Genomic DNA, 18555 nt, shown 5'->3' with positions numbered 1-18555 from the left:
AGCATCCTCCGGCCGCTAGCCGTTGAGCTCTTCGAACGCACTGCTGATCATCTGTTCCAGTTCTTGCTCATCGGAGAGATGCTCCGCATGGATCGTGATGCCCGCCGCCACATAGTAGAAGGCGGCCTTGATCTCCTCCAGCGGGATTCCGTGCAGGCGTGACCAGCCCAAGCGATACACGGCGAGCTGGACCAGCTTGCTCTTCAAATCCTTGCCGCTGGGAACCCGGCCGGTTTTCCAGTCCAGCATCAGCCAGGTCCCGTCAACCATCTGGAAGACGGCATCTATGCGGCCACGCACAGCGACCGGACCCACACGGGTCTCCAAGGGCACCTCGACGTAAGCGGGCTGCAGCTTGGACCATTCGCTGGCCAGGAATGCTTCCTTCATTGATTCGAGGTCCAGTGCCTCGTCAAGATAGCCATCTGCCGGTTCCTGCAGGTCTCCCAAATCCAGCATGGAGGTCTTCTCGTAGAACTCCTCGATCCAGGCATGGAACGCGGTACCGCGCCGTGCCGCCAGGCCCGGGCGACGCGGCACCGGGCGCCGAAGGTTTTCGAGTACGCCCACCGGATCTTCGGCCAGCTCGACGAACAACGACGCTCGCACATGCTCTGGTACCTCGATGCTGCGTTCACGCGCAGCCAGGAACGCGCGCTGGCCAAGAAGTTTCTCCGCTTCTTCAGCCCACTGCTGGCCAATACCGGTCAACGGCTCATAGTCGTCTGGAATGGATTCAAGATCCTCCGCCACATCCGCAATGATTTCGCGGCGTGAGTACGGGTAGGGAGTCTTCTGCACTCCCCCGGTGACCACGGGGCCTTCCAACGGGTCGTAGGGCCACAGCGCTTCCAAGGGTGTCAACGTGCTCGGGTTTTGCTCCGGAGCTTCTTCATCCTTCACCCAGACGCCGATTTCAGCCTTGGGATCTTCACCGTCGGCCAGTGGAAGCAGGCAGTTGAAGAATTCCGATGCTTCGGTGGGCTTGGTCCGAGTGCTCGTCCAGACGCTGCTGCTGCAAATCAGCAAGGACTTGGCACGGGTTACCGCGACATAGGCCAGGCGGCGTTCTTCGGCAATATGGTGGTCCTCGACCTGGTCCTTGAAGATCGATTCGGCTTCCAGCAGCTCCTTCAGGGCCGGCTGCTCGGTGTCCCATTGAGGCAGGTCGCGGGCATCGCCACGAATTTCCCAGGGCAGCGCCTTGTCGCCGCTGGTCCAGCGATCCGACTTGGCCCCCGGGAACACCCCGTCGTTCAGGGTCATCACCGCCACGATGTCCCATTCCAATCCCTTGGAAGCGTGGACCGTCAGCAATTGGACAGCGGCTGGATCCGCATCTTCGCTGGGCAGCGGGAGGCCTTTTTCCTTTTCGGCTGCCTGTTCCAGCCACATCAGGAATCCGGCCAGCTCGACACGTGGCGCATTGCGGCAGTATTCGCGCACCACATCGGCGAAGGCATCGAGATTGGCGCGCGCCTTGTCGCGGGTAATCCACGGGCGGGCGGCCACCTCGATGTCCAGGTTCATGGCGCGTTCGGTCTCGCGAATCAGGGTCTCCAGGTCATCATTGGCCAGCAGCCGGAGGCTTGCCAGTTCATCGCGCAGGGCAACCAGCCGTTCGTAGCCGGCTGCGCTGATGCTCCGTCCGTCAGTGCTTCTCCAGCCTTCCTTGGGCAAGAAGTCCAAGGCTTCGACGAGGCTTGCCGCATCGTTGAGTTCGGCGCGGGCAGCTTCAGCGGCTGCTTCGTCCGGGCTTGGCGTTTCTTCGCCCTCTGCCGGATCAGGCTGCAGGCCGCGGGCACGTCGCCGTTCCAGCTGGCGGGACCAATCAGCGAAAGCCATCAGGTCGGAGGCGCCCAAGCGCCAGCGGGCTCCGGCCAGCAGGCGCATGAGCTTATCCGAGCGCAGCGGGTCCACCAGCACGTGCAGGCATGCGACCAGGTCGGTGAGCTCAGGGGTGCTGAGCAATCCCGAAAGTCCCACGAGCTGGTACTTGATGCCGCGTTCAGCGAGCACTTCGCCCATGATGCTCAACTGGGTGCGATTGCGCGAGAGCACTGCACTGGTTTTCGGCTCGGCAGATGACCGGTTCTCGGCAACAATCATGTCGGCAATGGCTTCCGCCTCTTCGCGCACCGTGGCGCAGCGGTTGAGCACCACCCGTCCGGGCTTGGCATGCGCCGAGGATTCCAATGGCTTGACCGAGACCGGCCCCTGATGCTGCGGCCCGCCTGCGGTGATGCTATTCGCCGCGGCGAGCACGTTCACGGTGTTGCGCCATGCGATAGTCAGGTGCTTGACGTGGGCAACTTCCCGGCCGGTGTCCCTGGCAATCGGGAAGACCTCGGGGAAGCGGAACAGCTGTCCGGCACTGGCCCCGCGGAATCCGTAGATGGACTGGTTTGGATCGCCTACTGCGGTGACCGGATGGCCCTCGCCGTAGAGTTGCGAGAAGAGCACCATCTGCGCGTGCGAGGTGTCTTGGAATTCATCGAGCAGCACCACCTTGTGGCTCGCCCGTTCGGCGAGCGCGGCCGCCGGCACCTCTTGGGCGATACGCGCCGCGTGGGCGACCAAATCGCCATAGTCCATCACGCCCAGGCGCTTCTTTTCCTGCGCGTACTCCTCTGCAAGCTCCGCGATGGTGGCACGCGAGGCCAGCTTGTCGATGAGCTTGAGGGCTGCCTGGGTCGGCTTCTTCGGCTTTTCTGCGTCCATCGGCAGGCTGCGCAGGCGTGCCACCAGCTGATCGATCCACTGGTGCGCCTGTGGTGCGGTGACCAGGTGCTCGGATGCTTCGGAACTGAAGGAGACGATGGCATCAATCAACGTGCTCGTGGCGCTGTTCAGGTGCTCGTAATTGCCCGTGTACCGTTCCAGTACCGAGTGCGCCACCTGCCAAGACTGGGCCGCGCCCAGCAAGGCGCTGTCTTCCTCAAGGCCAAGCCGCAGCCCATGGTCCTGGACCAGCGTATTGGCGTAGGAGTGGTAGGTGGATACCGCAGGATCCAGGAAGTCGCGGGTTTCTTCGGCACTGAGCAGCCCGGTGGACACCAGTTGGGCGATCTTTGCGCGGATGCGGACCGACAGCTCTCCCGCGGCCTTTCGGGTGAAGGTCACGCCGAGGATTTCTTCCGGCCTGACCAGCTGGTTGGCAACCAGCCAGACGACTTTGTCCGCCATGGTCTTGGTCTTGCCCGAGCCGGCGCCGGCGATGACCAGCATGGGTTCCAGCGGAGCGGCGACAATTTCGGCCTGCTGGGCGGTGGGCGGGAATTGCTCGCCGAGCGCTGCCGAGAGCTCTTCCGGGGTGAATCTGATAGTGCTCATGGTTCGGTGACCTGTCGTCCTTGGGCGCATAACGGGCAGATTTCAGGCAGCGTGCAGTTGCCGAGGATCCCGGCGGCTCCCGAAACGTGCCGGGTGATGAATTCGCTGTTGCCCATCAGGGCGGCGGCTTCGAAGATGAGCGTGCGTGCCCAGTCCGCTTCGCCGATGGATGGTTGCTCGCGGACCGAGGCGCTCTTGGTGCTGGTACCCACGTAGACCAAGGACGCGCCGGCCGGCTCGTCGGAAAGCCCGGCAGTTTCCTCGTGCTCTTGCAATGCGCCCAGCTGGATCGCGGTTTGGTAGACGCCCAGCTGCGGGTGCTGCAAGGTCGCGTCCTTGGTTGGCGCGGTGGACCCGGTTTTCAGGTCCACGACCCGCACCTTGCCGTCGGCGCCGGCTTCCACGCGGTCAATGATTCCGCGAAGCTGGATCTGCGTGCCGCCAGGGGCGGGTACCTCCAGCTGGAATGGCATTTCCCGGGCCACCAATGCGCGTCCTTCCTGGCGCATGGTGATGCAGTAGGCGGCGAATTTCTTGAGCATGGCGTTGGCGCGGTCGAAGTCCCGTTGGCCTTCCCAGTTTTCCAGTTTTTCCAGTTCGGGCCAGCGCTGCTGGAGGATCTGCTCATATTCGTGTCCGCTGGCCTCGGGGTGCTCTTCGGCAATGGAGTGGATCAGGGTGCCCAAGGAGGCAGCGAAATCGTGGGCGGCGGTGCCACCGGCGCTTTGCACGAACCAGTTCAGTGGAGATTTGACCAGGGTTTCCACCTTGGACGGCGATACCCGCCGGGGCTGGTCCTCCGGAATCACCGGGCCTTGGGCGGACAGCTCGCGCAGTCCCCACCAGGAGTCGGGATGCGCTCCGCGCACAGCGGGTTGCGCATGCGCCAGGCGCCCCAGCACGTGGACGGCATCCTGGTACAGGCTCCGCGCATCGGCATCGTCCGCGGCCGGCACTGCCCCGAGGCTTGCCGCCTTGGCACTTTCGGCGGTGCTGCGCAGCTCAGCCACCAGGGTCGGAAGCGAGCGGATGCGCGGAACTGCGGTGGGCTTCCTGCCTTCTGGCCCCGGCGGCTCGACCAGGTCCAGGAAGGAGGATGGCTGGCTGTCCTCGTTGTCCACCGCAGTGCAGATCAGCTGGTCGGCGGCACGGGAGACGGCATTGCTGAAGGAGCGCAATTCGTCGTTGCGGATTTGGCGCACCAGATGCGTTGGCGTTCGCGTGGCCAGGAAATCAATGCCGTGCTCGGCGGCATCGGCGAGCGCGTTGGAACCGAGCAGCTCGCCGCGAAGCCGCAGGTTAGGCCAGGAGCCCTCCTGCAGCCCGGGAATGAACACCACCGGCCATTGCTTTCCGGCGGCTGCCGCGGTGGTGAGCACCGTGACGGTTTGCCCGCCGGCGGCACGGGTGGCCAATGAGTCCATGGGCAGTTCCTGGTGCAGGATGTGCTCAATGAACTGCTGGACGCTGGCTCCGGGAAGCTGGTCCACGAAACGCTCTGCGGCTTGGAACAGGGACAGGACAGCGTCCAGGTCATGATCTGCCCGGCGGGCGGCGGTACCGGCCCCCAGGGCCTCATCGCGCCAGGCTTTGGCACGGCCCGAAGCTTCCCACATCGCCCAGAGCGCGGTTTCCGGTGTAGCGGTTCCGCTGGCCAGTTCCGTTTGCAGGGCAGCGTACATTTTCAGCAGGCGCTGCAGCCCGTACCCCGGCTTTCCCAGGTTCTCGGCCATTGCCGGTTCACGCAGGCAGGTTTCAAGCAGTTCCTGGCTGGAGCGGCGTCCGCCTGCCGCGGCTTCCTGCTGGCGCAAAAGCTGGCGGATCCGCCGGATTTCCAAGGCGGTGCTCATCCCGTAGCGCGAGAGCAGCAAGTTCTGCATCAGCAGCGGATCGTCAGCGACGGAATCGCTGAATGCCAAAGACAGAAGGTCAAGCAGCGGGCGGACCGCGCCCTCGTCCTTTAATGGAATTTCAGCCGGTGGCACTTGCACGCCGATTCCCTGGCCCTCGAGAAAGCGGCTCAAGGATCGCACCTGCGAACCGTTGCGCACCACGATCGCGATATCCTCGAGGCTGCGGTTTTCGTAGAGGTTCAGCTGCACGATCCGCTGGGCGATGAACCGTTCTTCCAGCGTGGAATTCTCGAAGACCAACGACTCGCAGAGCGCATGCTCCGGGGTATTCATCGACTCGATGGCCCGTCCGCTCAAGCCTGCTGCCAGCGGTATGCGGCTGACGATGCGTTGCCAGGCTTCGGTGATCGGTCCGGACATGCGATAACCATGGGTCAATTCAAGGCTCGTTGCTTCGCCAGTGCTCGCGTAATTCTGCGCGAAACGGTGCAATTCATCGGTGCGTGCACCACGGAATCCCTGGACTACGCTGTCGGGTGCCGCGAAGGCAACCAGCGCGCGGTCCTTGCCGAGCAGCGCCAGCAAGCGGTGCTGCGACAGGGTGGCTTCTTGCAGGTCGTCCACGAGGATCAGGGCCAGCCGATCCTGCTCTGCGTGCAGGAACGCCTCGTTGTCTTCCAGGATTTCCGCCGCACGGGTAATCAGCCCGGCCGGGTCGAATGCCTCGGCGCTGCCCAAATCCAGCAGGTCGCGGTATTCCTGGTAGAACAGCGCCGCAGCGTGCCATTCGGGACGGTTGGCTTTCTGGCCGAGGTCGGCGATGTCGGCAGGTTCCAATCCGAGCTCGGAGACACGGTCGAAGAACTCGCGGATCTCCTTGCGGAAGCCGCGAGTCTCCACTGCCAGCGCCAGCTCGCTTGGCCACGGCGGCCCTTCGGTGAGCCCCGCAGCATGCCCTTCCAGCAGGTGCCCGATCAGGGTGTCCTGTTCCGGTCCGGAGAGCAGTCGGGGAACCCGTTCAAGCTGGGGCAAGAGCCGTTCGACGCGGGCGCGGCGGATCAAATCGAAGGCATAGGCCGACCAGGTGCGGACTACCGGTTCGGTGAAGGTCCGCTCGGCTCGGCGGCTGAGCTCGTCGCGGATCGAGGCTGCGGCCAGTCGAGTTGGGCCGATGATCAGCAGGGACTGCGGGTCAAGGCCGGTGTCCAGATGCGCAACCGCGGTGTCGATGAGCAGGCTGGTTTTTCCCGTACCCGGCGCCCCGGTGACCAGCACCGGGCTTTTCACCGAATGCAGGTCGCCGCGCAGCTTGGCGGTGTCCTCTCGGGACTGGGTTCGGGTTTCTTCCATACTCATAGTTGATCATCCATCTCGGACATTTTGGGGTTGCCCAGCGCGGAACGAAGTGCATCTATTTTTCCCCAGGCCGTTTCGCTGGGGTTCCAGCGGTTTTTGGCCATGTTCACGCGCCGGCCTGGCACGGCCAGCCCCTCGGAAATCCAGTGCTGTTCCGCTGCTTCGGCAAGCGCCTCGGTCAGGGAACCGTTGGAACGGATGATCCGCCACCACGGCGTCCCGGCCGGAGCGCTGGCCATCGCTTTACCAGCTTGGCGTGCTCCCCCGCTGCCGAGTAGTTCCGCTACGTCCTTGTAGCTGATCACCGCACCGGCGGGGACCAGCGCCGCGAGTCGGTGCACCGCCTCGGAATAGTCCAGAGGCTTTTCGGCTGCGTCAGATGTCATAGCCCTATTCTGCCAATTAGCTTGCAGTCCTCCACAACACGCAATGCGCGGGGCTGTCCTGTCATGCGTTGGCTGTAGCGTTGTATCCATGACTGAATGGCATAAGGGCCTGGCGATTGGCTTTGATCTGGAAACTACTGGCGTTGATACCAACACGGCTCGCATCGTGACCGCTTCGGTGGTGCTGCTCGACGCTGAGGGCAAGGTGGTGAACAACCGCGAGTGGCTGGTGAACCCCGGGGTAGAGATCCCGGAGGCTGCAGCCGCAGTTCACGGAATCTCTACCGAGAAGGCTCGTGCCGAAGGCGCCCCGGCGAAACAGTCGGTGCAGGAGATCTTGAATTTGTTGAAGTTCGCCTCTGAGCAAGCGCCGATTGTTGCATTCAACGCTTCCTATGATTTTTCGGTCCTCTATAGCGAAGCCGTTCGCTACGACCTTGAACCGTTCTTCCCGGGCAATGTGATCGATCCGTTCATCATTGACAAGCAGGTCGACAAATTCCGCAAGGGCAAGCGCACCCTGGCCGCGGCATGCGAGTTCTACGGTGTAGTCCTTGAAAACGCGCACACGTCTCTGGCTGATGCCATCGCCTGCGTGGAGGTCGCCCGCCAGCTGGGAGAACGCTACCCGCAGCTGCAAGTGGATCCGATGGTGCTGCACGGCTGGCAGATTGGCTGGGCGAAAGAGCAGGCCGAAAGTTTCCAGAAGTACCTGCGCAAGACGAAGCCCGAAGCTGTCGTCGATGGTGCGTGGCCCATCACGGAATCGTAACCTCGAGAGATTCTGCTTCCTGTGCGCCATTTCACATAGGTCTCGCTGGGCGCGATGACCACTATGTGGAAGTCAATCGTTCATTTTCTGTCACAATTCAGCAAATTATATTCGAAGGCTTGCCTGCTAAGTCCTCATACTAAGAATCTTGACCGAGGTTTTCCCTTGATTCGGGCGATTTTGTTCGATAGTGATTCAATGGAGGGTACTCTCTACACCCTATGAGAATCTGAAGGAACACGCCTAGTGATCACAGTTAGTGACCTGCGCAAGGTCTACCAGCAAGACGGCAAAGATGTTGTTGCCCTTGATGGTGTCAGCCTTGAAGTCCCTACCGGGAAAATTCATGGCATTGTCGGACACTCCGGAGCGGGTAAATCCACTCTCGTCCGCTGCTTGACCTTGCTCGACCAGCCCACCTCCGGCACCGTCGCCGTTAACGGCAAGGAGCTGACCAACGTCAGCCCCGACGAGTTGCGGAACGCGCGGCGTCGAATTGGCATGGTGTTCCAGCACGCGAACCTCTTCGATTCGCGCACCACCGAGCAGAACGTGGCCTACCCGCTGGAGCTTGTCGGCACGCCCAAGGCGGAAATCGACGCCAAGGTCGCCGAACTGCTGGAGCTCGTGGGACTGTCCAAGTTCGCCAAGGGCTACCCATCCCAGCTATCCGGTGGCCAGCGCCAGCGCGTGGGCATCGCCCGGGCGTTGGCAACCGATCCGGATGTCCTGCTCTGCGATGAGCCGACCAGTGCGCTGGATCCGAAGACCACCGACGAAATTCTCGATCTGGTCAAGAAGCTGCGCGATCGGTTGAACATCACCGTGCTGATCATTACCCACGAAATGCATGTCGTGAAGCAGGCCTGCGATTCCGTCTCGCTGCTTGAAGCCGGCAAGATCGTGGAGCACGGCAACATCGAGCAGGTCATTACCAACGCCGCAGGAAGCCTGGCTTCCACTTTGCTCCCGCTTCCGGGCGATGCACCACGTGTGGAAGGCGAGGGCCCGATCCTCGACCTGCTCTACACGGGCGACCAGGCGACCCAGCCGGTCATCTCTTCCATTTCGCGCATGTTCAACACCGACGTCAATGTCTTGGCTGGATCCGTTGAGCAGCTCGGCCAGCAGCAGTACGCGCACCTTCGCCTGCAACTGGCTCCCGACGCGGACCTGGAGGCAATCGTGAACCACCTGAAGTCCAGCGGCATCGCCGTTACCGTGAAGGGAGCCAAGTAAGCAATGGATTTCTTCACCCCCACCGTGCTCAAGGCCGTTGGCCAAGCGACCGTCGAAACCCTGCAGATGGTAGTGATTTCTGGTGTGATCACCGTCGTCGTCGGCCTGCTGCTGGGCATTTTGCTGCACGTGACCGGCAAGGGCGGACTGGCGCCCGTGCGCTGGCTGAACGCGATTCTCTCCACGGTGATCGTGAACATCACCCGTTCCATCCCGTTCGCCATCCTGATGGTTGCCCTGATCCCATTCGCCGCGATGCTCATCGGCACCGCGCTGGGTCCGATCGCCGCCTCCGTGTCATTGACTATCGGCACCATCCCGTTCTTTGCCCGCCTGGTTGAAACCGCCCTGCGCGATGTCAATAGCGGCAAGGTTGATGCCGCACTGGTCATGGGCTCGACGAAGCTGCAAACCATTCGCAAGGTCCTGGTTCCAGAAGCCATGCCCGGCATCATCTCGGCGGTCACCACCACCATGGTGACCCTGATCGGCTACTCCGCCATGGCCGGCCTGGTAGGCGGCGGAGGCTTGGGCCGTCTGGCCTACAACTACGGCTACGTCCGCTACAACATGCCCATCATGCTTGCGACCATCGTGATTATCGTGATCATGGTCCAGCTGGTGCAAGTCATCGGCGATGCCATTGCCCGCAAGGTTGATCACCGCTAATAAGAACTTCCGCCGGTTGATCCGGCGGAGCCGTTGAATCGCTGAGGACACGGCAAACCACTCGCATTGTGCCTCACGGCTCTACCTAAGGAAAGACAAGTTATGCGCAAGAAACTCGCACTCGCCATCACCGGTGTCGCCACTGCATTCGCCCTGGCCGCTTGCGGCAGCAGCGAACCGGCTGCAGACACCGCAGCTACCTTGGATCCAGCAAACCCTACGGTGATCAAGGTGGGCGCCAGCCCGGTCCCGCAGGCAGACATCCTGAACTTCATCGATGAGAATCTGGCCAAGGATGCCGGCATCGACCTGGACGTCATGGAAATCGACGACTACGTCACCCCGAACACCGGACTTGCCGACGGCTCGCTGGATGCCAACTACTTCCAGACCGAAGCCTACCTGGCTACCGAAATGAAGGAAAAGGGCTACGAGTTCGCGCACGGCGCGGGCGTGCACGTGGAACCGATGACCGTCTTCTCGAAGAAGTTCCAGGACCCGAAGGATGTTGCCGAAGGCACCAAGGTGCTGCTGAACAACGACCCGGTGAACCAGATCCGCGGCATGCGCGTGCTGGAAGAAGCTGGCCTGCTGCAGAACCTCAGCGATGACGACTCCCTGCTGACCGTGAATGGCAACAAGGACAAGAACCCGCTGAACTTGGAAATCACTGACGCCAACGCAGAGCAGGTCGTCCAGTACTACAAGTCCGATGACTCCATCGGCCTGGCAGTCATCAACGGCAACTACATCGTCCAGGCGAAGCTGAACAAGGACGAAATTCTTGCCCAGGAATCCGGCGAGAACAACCCGAACGCCAACTTCCTGACCTGGCGCGACGGCGAAGAAACTGCTGCAATTGCGAAGCTCGAAGAGCTGCTGCACTCCGATGAGGTCCGCGACTACATCGAGAAGACTTGGACCGACGGCAGCGTTATCGCCGCTTTCTAATCCGGTTTTCCAGCCACGGGGCTTAGTCCCTGCGTGATCCACAACTGCCCGAGTTCCATGCAAGGAACTCGGGCAGTTGCGTTTCCCGCCGCTGTCCGGGATGGAACAGCAGCAATTAAAAGGCTAGGCCTGGCAGGCACCGTGTGGTGCCTGCCAGGCCTAGCCTTTTTGCTCCAGTGCCTGCAATCAGGCCGTAGCGGCCGCAGCAGCTTGGGCTGCTGCTGGAAGTGCTGCGAAGATCTTCTCCATCGCTGCATCATCATGGGCTGCCGAGACGAACCATGCCTCGAAGACGCTAGGCGGCAGGTAGATGCCCGAGTCCAGCATCGAGTGGAAGAACGGTGCGTAGCGGAAGGCTTCCTGTCCCTGCGCATCAGCGTAGTTGTGCACGCCCTTCTCCGAGGTGCCGAAGGCTACCGAGAACAAGGTGCCGGCGCGCTGGATCGAGTGGTCCAGGCCGGCGGCGTTGAAGGACTCGGTGATGGCCGCCTGCAGCGCTTCGGACTGCTTGGACAGGTGCGCGTAAACGTCCTCCGTGGCGTGGGTCAGCTGGGCGATGCCGGCGGCCATGGCCACCGGGTTGCCCGACAGGGTGCCGGCCTGGTAGACCGGGCCCAGCGGTGCGAGGTAGTCCATGACCTCGGCGCGTCCGCCCAGAGCGGCGGTAGGCAAGCCGCCGCCGATGACCTTGCCGAAGGTGTAGAGGTCTGCGTTCCACCCCTCTTCCTTGCCGGTCAGGCCCCAGTAGCCCGAGGATGATGCGCGGAAGCCGGTGAGGACCTCGTCGAGGATCAGCAGCGCGCCGTGCTTGGCAGTGGTCTCCTTCAGGAACTTGTTGAAGCCGTCTTCGGGAACGACAACACCCATGTTGCACGGAGCCGATTCGGTGATCACCGCGGCGATGTTCGCGCCGTGCTCCGCGAAGGCTGCCTCGATGGCGGAGCGGTCGTTATAGGGCAGGACCAGGGTTTCGGCCGCCGTTGCTGCGGTGACCCCTGCGGAGCCCGGCAGGGCCAGGGTGGCCACACCGGAGCCGGCGTCGGCCAGCAGGCCGTCGAGGTGGCCGTGGTAGCAGCCGGAGAACTTGATGACCAGATCGCGGCCGGTGTAGCCGCGGGCCAGGCGCACCGCGGTCATGGTGGCTTCGGTGCCGGTGGAGACCATGCGCACGCGGTCCACCCCGCCCATGCGGGACTTGATCAGCGCACCGAGCTTGGCCTCATCCGGCGTGGATGCGCCGAAGGACAGGCCGCGGTCCACGGCCGCGTGCACGGCTGCCTGGATTTCCGGGTGGGCGTGGCCCAGCAGTGCCGGACCCCACGAGCAGACCAGGTCGACATATTCCTTGCCGTCGGCGTCTCTCAGGTAGGCGCCCTTGGCGCCGACCATGAATGGAGGAACGCCGCCGACCGAGCCGAAGGCGCGCACCGGGGAATTCACGCCGCCGGGCATGACCTCGCGGGCCTCGGCGAAGAGTTTTTCAGAGTTCGACATGCTATTACTTGCCTTCCTTGAGCCAGCCGGCAACTTCGGCTGCATAGTAGGTGAGGATCTGCTGGGCACCGGCGCGCTTGATCGACAGCAGCGATTCGAGCACGGAGGCCTTGCGGTCGATCCAGCCGTTGGCCGCGGCGGCCTCGATCATCGAGTACTCGCCGGAAATCTGGTAGGCCGAGACCGGCACCGGGGAAATATCGGCAATGTCGCGCACGATATCCAGGTAGCTCATGGCCGGCTTGACCATGATCATGTCGGCTCCCTCGGCAATGTCGAGTTCTGCCTCCAGCACCGCTTCGCTGCGGTTGGCCGAATCCATCTGGTAGGTCCGGCGGTCCCCCACCAGCTGGGAGTCCACGGCTTCGCGGAAGGGACCGTAGAAGGCGCTGGCGTACTTGGCGCTGTAGGCGAGGATCGAGACGTCCTGGCGACCGGCGGCATCCAGGGCCTGGCGGATGACGCCAATCTGCCCATCCATCATGCCCGAGGGGCCCAGCATGTGGGCGCCGGCCTCGGCCTGCGCCACGGCCATCTGGCCGTAGATTTCCAAGGTGGCGTCATTGTCCACGGTGCCGTGCTCGTCAAGCACGCCGCAGTGGCCATGCGAGGTGAATTCATCCAGGCACACGTCGGACATGACCACCAGTTCGTCGCCCACCTCGGCGCGCACCGCGGCGATGCCCTGGTTCAGGATACCCTGCGGGTCGATTCCGGCCGAGCCGTTCTCGTCGCGTTCCTCGGGGATGCCGAAGAGCATGATGCCGCCCAGCCCGAGTTCGGCCGCGTTGCTGGCGGCCGCCTTCAGCGAATCCATGGTGTGCTGGTAGACCCCAGGCATGGAGGTGATCTCGTTTGGCTGGCTCAACCCTTCGCGCACGAAGGCGGGCAAGATCAGCTGGCGGGCCGAAAGCTCGTTTTCTGCCACCAGGCGGCGGATCGCAGGATTCTGCCGCAACCGGCGCGGGCGATGCTGGGGGAAACCCATGGCTCCTCTTTCTCCAGTTCTCAATAACTTCTTATTCTGCGGTGCGCTCTGCGGCACCGGCGGAACCGGTGCGCTGGAGCAAATCTCGGGCCGCGCCGGCCAGGCCCTGTGGCGTGGGCTGCGCGGCTATCGCGTGCACGGGCAGCCCGGCGCGTTCCATGGCCGCGGCCGTCGGCTTGCCGATGGCGATGGCCTGAGTCCGGGCCGGCAAGCGGCTGCCTGCCAGCTGGACGAAGCGGCGAACCACGCTCGGGGCCGAGAAGACCACCAGGTCCAGCTCTTCCAGTGTGGCACCGATCTGCTCTGCCGGCAGGATCTTGATCCCCGGGGCGGCCGCGGCTTCGGTGACCGGCTGGCTGCCGCGCCCGGCATCAACGGTTTCATAGGCGATGCATTCGCTGACCTCGACCGGATGCTTGGCCAGCCCGTCGGCCAGCGTGGAACTGGCCAGGTCCCCATGCGGATAGCAGATCCGCGCCCCGGCCTCCAGGCGCCATTCGGCCACCATCCCGGCCGCCGACTGCTCGGCCGGCTGGAAGTGCACCGCACGCCCCAGCAGCCGGGCAATCGCGTCGGTGGTCTTCTGGCCTACCGAGGCAATCCGCAGATCTGCGGGAAGCTGCCGGCCATCCAGCACCTGCGCAACAACATGGACCGTATTCACCGAGGTGAATACCAGCCAGCTGAAGCGGCTGGCCACTAGTTCTTCGCCCATGCGGTGCAGCTGGCTGCGGTCCTCGGGCCAGACGGTATCGATCAGCTGGGCACACCACGAGGTGATGCCCAGCTGGTCGAATTCCTGCACGGTGGCCGCGGCGCGTGCCGGGTTGCGCAGGATCAGTGCTTGGTAGGCCATCTGCCGGGACTAGGCCAGTCCGGCGACAACGGCCGCGCCGTCGGCAATCATCGACTGCGCCAGCGAACGGCCCAGCTGCTGCGCCGACTGCACCGAGCTGGCCGCGGTGCGGGCGCTGCGGCGCATGGTCTGCGAGCCATCGGGGTTGCAGGCCACGGCTTCGAGGACCAGCTCATCGCCCTCGATATGCGCCAGGGCACCAATCGGGGCGGCGCACCCGGCTTCCAGCTCAGCCAGCAGCGCGCGTTCGGCCTCGACCTGCATGCGGGTGGCGGCATCGTCGAACTGCGCCAACGCCGCATCCAGTGCCTTGTGGCCGGAACCGGCGGTGCGGGTTTCCAGCGCCAACGCGCCCTGGCCCGGAGCAGGCAGCATGATGGCAGGATCCAGGTACTCGGTGATGTGCTTCTCCAAGCCCAACCGGCGCATGCCGGCGGCCGCCAGGATCACCGCATCCAAATCGCCCTGGGTGCCGCGTCCCACGCTGCCGTCATCGAGGGTTTCCCCGACGCCCTTGACACGTCCCAAGCGGGTGGGGACATTGCCGCGGATATCGACAATCTGCAAATCGCTGCGGTAGGCCAGCAGCTGGGCGGCGCGGCGCGGCGAACCGGTGCCGATCTTCGCGCCCTGCGGCAGCTGGTCCAGGCCCAGCGAGTCGCGCGAGCACAGCGCATCGCGCACATCCTCGCGCGGCGGGATGGAGGCCAAGACCAGGCCCTCGGGCTGCGCGGTGGGCAGGTCCTTGAGCGAGTGCACGGCCAGGTCGCACCCCGAATCCAGCAGGTGCTGGCGCAGCGCGGCGGCGAAGACCCCGGTGCCGCCGAGGGTGGCCAGCGAACCTGTCACCACATCGCCTTCGGTCTTGACCAGCACGGTCTGCACCTGGAGGCCCGAGATCCCGGCCAGCTGCTGGGCGGCCCACCCAGTCTGGGTGGTTGCCAGCGCGCTGCCGCGGGTTCCTACGCGGAATGCTTCGCTCATGGTGCAGGCACACCTACTTCCGAGTCCACGGCGCCGATGGTCGGGCGCAGGGTTCCGTCCAGCGCGCGCTTCTCGCAGCAGCCCGGACGGCAGACATCGAACCATGGGCCGCCCTCGACCACCGAGGTGCGTCCGGCGCGCAGGGCCTTGCCATCGGGACCGGCGAGGCGTTCTTCGACCAGATCGACCAGGCCGGAGATGAACTCAGGATGGGTGCCAGGGGTGGCGACACGGTCAAAGGCCAGGCCCAGTTCCGCGCAGGTGTCCTTGGCTTCGGTATCCAGATCCCACATGACTTCCATGTGATCCGAGATGAAGCCGATGGGCACCACTACGACACCGGCGACACCGGCTGCGGCGTCCGCTTCCAGTGCGTCGTTGATATCCGGTTCCAGCCATGGCACGTGCGGTGCCCCGGAGCGGGACTGGTAGACCAGGCTGTGCTCCAGGCCCTGGGCTTCTTCCACCTGGGACAGGATGCAGTCGGCCACCGCCTGGTGCTGGCGGGTGTAGAGATTCTCGTATCCTTCGCCCCGGATGCCCTCCGGGCCGGCGGCCTCGGCATCGGTCATCGGAATGGAGTGGGTGACGAAGACGATCTTGATCGCCTTATCGTCCTTGCCTGCCTCGTCCAGCTGGGCGCGCACGTTGGCCAGCGAGGTGCGCAAGGAATCCACGAAAGGAGCGATGAAGGCTGGGGTGTCGAAGAACTGGCGCAACTTGTCCACTTCCACCACGCCGTCCAGGCCGGTGTTGACCAGGCCCATGCCGGCGTCCTCGCGGTACTGGCGGCAGGCCGAGTAGCCGGAGTAGGCGCCGGTGCCCATGAGCAGCACCCTGCGGTGGCCGTCGGCTGCCAGCGCCTTGAGCGTGTCGTCGATGAACGGGTGCCAGTTGCGGTTGCCCCAGTAGATCGGCAGGTCGATGCCGCGGGATTCAAGTTCGGCTTCCAGCGCGGCCTTCAGCGCGCGGTTCTGCGCGTTGATCGGCGAGACGCCGCCATTCTTGCGGTAGTGCACCGCCACTTCTTCCAGGCGCTCATCCGGGATGCCGCGGCCCGCGGTGACCTTGCGCAGGAACGGGATGACGTCATCCTGTCCTTCCGGTCCGCCGAAGGATGCCAGCAGGATGGCATCGTACGCCTTGGGAATCATCTGGCCGTTGCTGTCATACCCCTCGCGGGGATCGAAGGCCTGGCTCACTTCAGCACCTCGAGCGCTTCGGCTGCCGAGATGCGGCGGCCGGTGTAGAACGGGGTCTCCTCACGCACGTGGTGGCGGGCCTCGGTGTAGCGCAGGTGGCGCATCATGTCGACCAGGTCGATCATGTCATCGGCTTCCAGGCAGATCTGCCATTCGTAGTCGCCGAAGGAGAACGCGGCGACGGTGTTGGCCAGCACGTTGGGGAATTCGCGGCCCAGGATGCCGTGGTCGCGCAGCATCTTGCCGCGGGCCGCCGGGTCCAGGGTGTACCACTCGGTGGAGCGCACGAACGGGTAGACGGTCATCCATTCCTTGGCTGCCACCCCGCGGGCGAACGCCGGCGAGTGGTCCTTGGCGAATTCAGCTTCGCGGTGCACTGCCATCGTGGAGTACACGATCTCGGTGCCTGCCATCAGGGCTGAACGGCGGATCTTGCGCATCGAAGCCTGGAGCAGCTGGGCCGACGGCCCGTGCACCCAGACCATCAGGTCAGCGTCTTCGCGCATGGCCGATACGTCGTAGATGCCGCGTACGGTGGCACCTTCGGCGGCCAGCTCGGAGACCAGTGCATCGAATTCAGCGGCAGCCGCCTCGGAACGCTCCACGATTTCGGAACGCTTGAAAATGGTCCAGAGAGTGTAGAAGAACGTCGGGTTTTCTCCCGCGTTTTCGCGTTCGCGAATAACTGGGGAATTATGCTCCGGTGCGTTGCTCACTTGATATTCTCCTTGATCTGGTTTCGGACAAAAGTCCAGGTTGGTTGTCCCGGGCGCGGTTAGCGGGCGCTGATCGCGACGGCACTGCGGGCTTGGCTGATCACTCGTGCCAATCCGGTGCCGGCGATCCATGCGCCAACCACATCGAGCCCTTCGAAGTCCGACAGGCTGCGCTGCAGCTGGCCACGGCGCAAGGCAGCGGCCTGGCCCTGCAGCGGAACCATGTCGCTGAAGCGTGAAACGGTGCTTCCCAAGACATCATCTAGGTGCAATTGAACACCGAGAATCTTTGAAGCGTCTTTGATTGCCTGTTCGATGAGAGCCGAGTCATCCCCGGATTCGACAAGTTCCTCATGTTCGCCGATGCGCCCGAAGGACAGGCGCAGCACGTGGGTGCCGGGCCCTGCCTCCTCCGCAAGCCATGGCCACTTGCCTGTTGAGTGGGTCAGCGCCTTGGCGGTCAGCGGGGCGTCCTTGGCGACCAGCACGCCGGACCCGCGCGGGGCGTCGTCGAGCTCAGGCTTGTCGACCACCAGGATCGCCAACGCGATGGCATTGTCGCCGCCTTCGCTGGCCAGCTGGTCTTCGGGTGCCAGCAGCGGGTTCAGCAGCGCAAGTGCCTGTGCCGCGGGCGTTGCCAAGACCACCCGGTCCGCGTGCAGCTCCTGGCCCAGGGTGCTGACCGTGTACGGGGCTGGCGACTGCGCGTCGTGGCGCACGGCGGTGACCGGCGAATTGCGCACCAGCGCCACGCCTGCCTCTCCCAGCTGGGAAACCAGGGCTTCGACCATGGTGTACATGCCGCCGTCCAGGCCGGCGACCCGGGAGCCTGCCGGCGCCGATTCCTGCAGCTTGGTGACGGCGCGCGCCAGCGAACCGGTCTCCAGCATGGCTTGGCGCAGGCCAGGGGCAGCGGCGTCAATGGAAATCCTGGCGGGGTCGGTGGAATAGACCCCGTTGATGACCGGGGCCACCAACTGGTCCAGCACCGCCTGGCCCATGCGGGAACGGACCACTTCGGCAATGGACAGCGGCTCGGTGGCCCACTTCTTGTTCATTGGAGTGATCAGGTCCGCGGCGGCGCGCACGGTGGCGGGCCGGCCGATGATCGAGCGCACCTCGTCGGTGCGCACATTGCCCGGGATGCCCAGCAAGGCGGTTTCAGGCATCGGGTGGGCCAGGATGTCCTGCTCCTCGCCCTGGACGAGCCAGGCCCGCGCTCCTGAGGTCTTGGCGATCTGCCCGCCCAACTCCAGCTCGTCGAGGTACGAGGCAACAATGCCTCCGCGAAGCGCGAAGGATTCCGCCCCGGCATCGATGGCCAGCCCGGCGACTTCGGCAGTGCGCACGCAGCCGCCGAAGCTCCCGGTTGCTTCCAGCACGGTTACGTCGTGTCCGGTCTGGCGAAGTTCACGGGCGGCGACCAGCCCGGCAATGCCGCCGCCGACCACTACTGCATGCGGGGCCGATGGCTTTTCCGCCTGGTGGGCCGATCCGGTTTTCGCTAGGCGTGCTTCGCTGGCGCTGCGCACCTTTTCCAGCAGGCGCAAGGCGTGCGCGGCGGCATCGTTGGCCATATCCCGTCGCGGCTTGGATGCACCGGTGGCTTGCGCTGATTTTCCTGCGCGCGCATTGCGTTGTTCCTTGCTCACGTGCCTTGCACCTTCCACCTTCACGATATGCCGAGGCCCTGTCCCTCTGGCCGTGGCGTCGAGGGCCAGTGGGAGACGGCGTTAAACCTAGCTTAGACCTGTTG

General features: G+C 64.2%; 14 protein-coding genes. 4 read left to right on the top strand and 10 right to left on the bottom strand.

The window, feature by feature from the left end:
- Positions 1 to 15: 15 nt before the first annotated feature.
- Genes EKH49_RS05140 through EKH49_RS05130 form a run of 3 tightly spaced genes read right to left on the bottom strand, consistent with a single transcriptional unit; the run spans position 16 to position 6928 of the window.
- Entirely contained in the window at positions 16 to 3333 is a 3318-nt protein-coding gene (locus tag EKH49_RS05140; RefSeq protein WP_128469985.1) for an ATP-dependent helicase, read from the bottom strand.
- Positions 3330 to 6542, bottom strand: coding sequence for an ATP-dependent helicase (locus EKH49_RS05135; RefSeq protein WP_128469984.1), 3213 nt, complete (start codon positions 6540 to 6542; stop codon positions 3330 to 3332). Before EKH49_RS05135 ends, EKH49_RS05140 begins: the two co-directional genes overlap by 4 nt.
- Entirely contained in the window at positions 6539 to 6928 is a 390-nt protein-coding gene (locus EKH49_RS05130; protein WP_161567453.1) for an MGMT family protein, read from the bottom strand. The genes EKH49_RS05135 and EKH49_RS05130 overlap by 4 nt, the downstream gene beginning before the upstream one ends.
- 88 nt (positions 6929 to 7016) lie before the next feature.
- On the opposite strand from EKH49_RS05130, the gene EKH49_RS05125 reads away from it, so the two are divergent.
- The 4 genes from EKH49_RS05125 (at position 7017) to EKH49_RS05110 (ending at position 10559) form a co-directional block, all read left to right on the top strand.
- Positions 7017 to 7700 carry a 3'-5' exonuclease gene (locus tag EKH49_RS05125; RefSeq protein WP_066140434.1) on the top strand — a complete coding sequence of 228 codons (684 nt, stop codon included), beginning with the start codon at positions 7017 to 7019 and terminating at the stop codon, positions 7698 to 7700.
- Positions 7701 to 7946: 246 nt separating this feature from the next.
- Positions 7947 to 8939, top strand: coding sequence for a methionine ABC transporter ATP-binding protein (locus EKH49_RS05120; protein ID WP_128469982.1), 993 nt, complete (start codon positions 7947 to 7949; stop codon positions 8937 to 8939).
- Between the two features lie 3 nt (positions 8940 to 8942).
- The gene (locus EKH49_RS05115; protein WP_128469981.1) at positions 8943 to 9608 is read left to right on the top strand and encodes a methionine ABC transporter permease; all 666 of its coding nucleotides are present in this window, start codon (positions 8943 to 8945) and stop codon (positions 9606 to 9608) included.
- Between the two features lie 102 nt (positions 9609 to 9710).
- A complete protein-coding gene (locus EKH49_RS05110) occupies positions 9711 to 10559 on the top strand; it encodes a MetQ/NlpA family ABC transporter substrate-binding protein (RefSeq protein ID WP_128469980.1) in 849 nt (282 codons plus the stop codon).
- A 186-nt stretch (positions 10560 to 10745) separates the two neighbouring features.
- Here EKH49_RS05110 and hemL read toward each other — a convergent pair whose 3' ends face one another.
- The 7 genes from hemL to hemG all read right to left on the bottom strand — a co-directional run bounded on the left by hemL (position 10746) and on the right by hemG (position 18451).
- Positions 10746 to 12053: a glutamate-1-semialdehyde 2,1-aminomutase gene (gene hemL / locus EKH49_RS05105; protein ID WP_442903498.1), complete on the bottom strand. Its 1308-nt coding sequence runs from the start codon at positions 12051 to 12053 to the stop codon at positions 10746 to 10748.
- Positions 12054 to 12057: 4 nt separating this feature from the next.
- Positions 12058 to 13041 (bottom strand): porphobilinogen synthase, encoded by a 984-nt coding sequence (gene hemB, locus EKH49_RS05100; protein WP_128469978.1) that lies wholly within the window; start codon positions 13039 to 13041, stop codon positions 12058 to 12060.
- Between the two features lie 31 nt (positions 13042 to 13072).
- Positions 13073 to 13897, bottom strand: coding sequence for a uroporphyrinogen-III synthase (locus EKH49_RS05095; protein WP_128469977.1), 825 nt, complete (start codon positions 13895 to 13897; stop codon positions 13073 to 13075).
- Positions 13898 to 13906: 9 nt separating this feature from the next.
- On the bottom strand, positions 13907 to 14881 hold the full coding sequence (gene hemC, locus EKH49_RS05090) for a hydroxymethylbilane synthase (RefSeq protein WP_128469976.1): 975 nt from the start codon (positions 14879 to 14881) through the stop codon (positions 13907 to 13909).
- Complete coding sequence (locus tag EKH49_RS05085) at positions 14878 to 16083, bottom strand: ferrochelatase (protein ID WP_128469975.1); 1206 nt, start codon at positions 16081 to 16083, stop codon at positions 14878 to 14880. Before EKH49_RS05085 ends, hemC begins: the two co-directional genes overlap by 4 nt.
- The gene (hemQ, locus tag EKH49_RS05080) at positions 16080 to 16766 is read right to left on the bottom strand and encodes a hydrogen peroxide-dependent heme synthase (protein ID WP_128470210.1); all 687 of its coding nucleotides are present in this window, start codon (positions 16764 to 16766) and stop codon (positions 16080 to 16082) included. The genes EKH49_RS05085 and hemQ overlap by 4 nt, the downstream gene beginning before the upstream one ends.
- Positions 16767 to 16858: 92 nt before the next feature.
- On the bottom strand, positions 16859 to 18451 hold the full coding sequence (hemG, locus tag EKH49_RS05075; RefSeq protein WP_161567452.1) for a protoporphyrinogen oxidase: 1593 nt from the start codon (positions 18449 to 18451) through the stop codon (positions 16859 to 16861).
- Positions 18452 to 18555: the final 104 nt, after the last annotated feature.

It is taken from the genome of Glutamicibacter sp. HZAU (assembly GCF_004100365.1).
In the GTDB taxonomy this organism is placed as follows: Bacteria; Actinomycetota; Actinomycetes; order Actinomycetales; family Micrococcaceae; genus Glutamicibacter; species Glutamicibacter nicotianae.
The sequence above is the reverse complement of the archived record's forward strand: the minus strand, read 5'-3'. Positions and strand labels throughout refer to the sequence as shown.

What these genes read in the sequence shown, in the direction of transcription:
- EKH49_RS05140 (WP_128469985.1), bottom strand. Translation starts at nt 3,333, where the DNA reads ATGAGCACTATCAGATTCACCCCGGAAGAGCTCTCGGCAGCGCTCGGC.
- EKH49_RS05135 (WP_128469984.1), bottom strand. Translation starts at nt 6,542, where the DNA reads ATGAGTATGGAAGAAACCCGAACCCAGTCCCGAGAGGACACCGCCAAG.
- EKH49_RS05130 (WP_161567453.1), bottom strand. Translation starts at nt 6,928, where the DNA reads ATGACATCTGACGCAGCCGAAAAGCCTCTGGACTATTCCGAGGCGGTG.
- EKH49_RS05125 (WP_066140434.1), top strand. Translation starts at nt 7,017, where the DNA reads ATGACTGAATGGCATAAGGGCCTGGCGATTGGCTTTGATCTGGAAACT.
- EKH49_RS05115 (WP_128469981.1), top strand. Translation starts at nt 8,943, where the DNA reads ATGGATTTCTTCACCCCCACCGTGCTCAAGGCCGTTGGCCAAGCGACC.
- EKH49_RS05110 (WP_128469980.1), top strand. Translation starts at nt 9,711, where the DNA reads ATGCGCAAGAAACTCGCACTCGCCATCACCGGTGTCGCCACTGCATTC.
- hemL (WP_442903498.1), bottom strand. Translation starts at nt 12,053, where the DNA reads ATGTCGAACTCTGAAAAACTCTTCGCCGAGGCCCGCGAGGTCATGCCC.
- hemB (WP_128469978.1), bottom strand. Translation starts at nt 13,041, where the DNA reads ATGGGTTTCCCCCAGCATCGCCCGCGCCGGTTGCGGCAGAATCCTGCG.
- EKH49_RS05095 (WP_128469977.1), bottom strand. Translation starts at nt 13,897, where the DNA reads ATGGCCTACCAAGCACTGATCCTGCGCAACCCGGCACGCGCCGCGGCC.
- hemC (WP_128469976.1), bottom strand. Translation starts at nt 14,881, where the DNA reads ATGAGCGAAGCATTCCGCGTAGGAACCCGCGGCAGCGCGCTGGCAACC.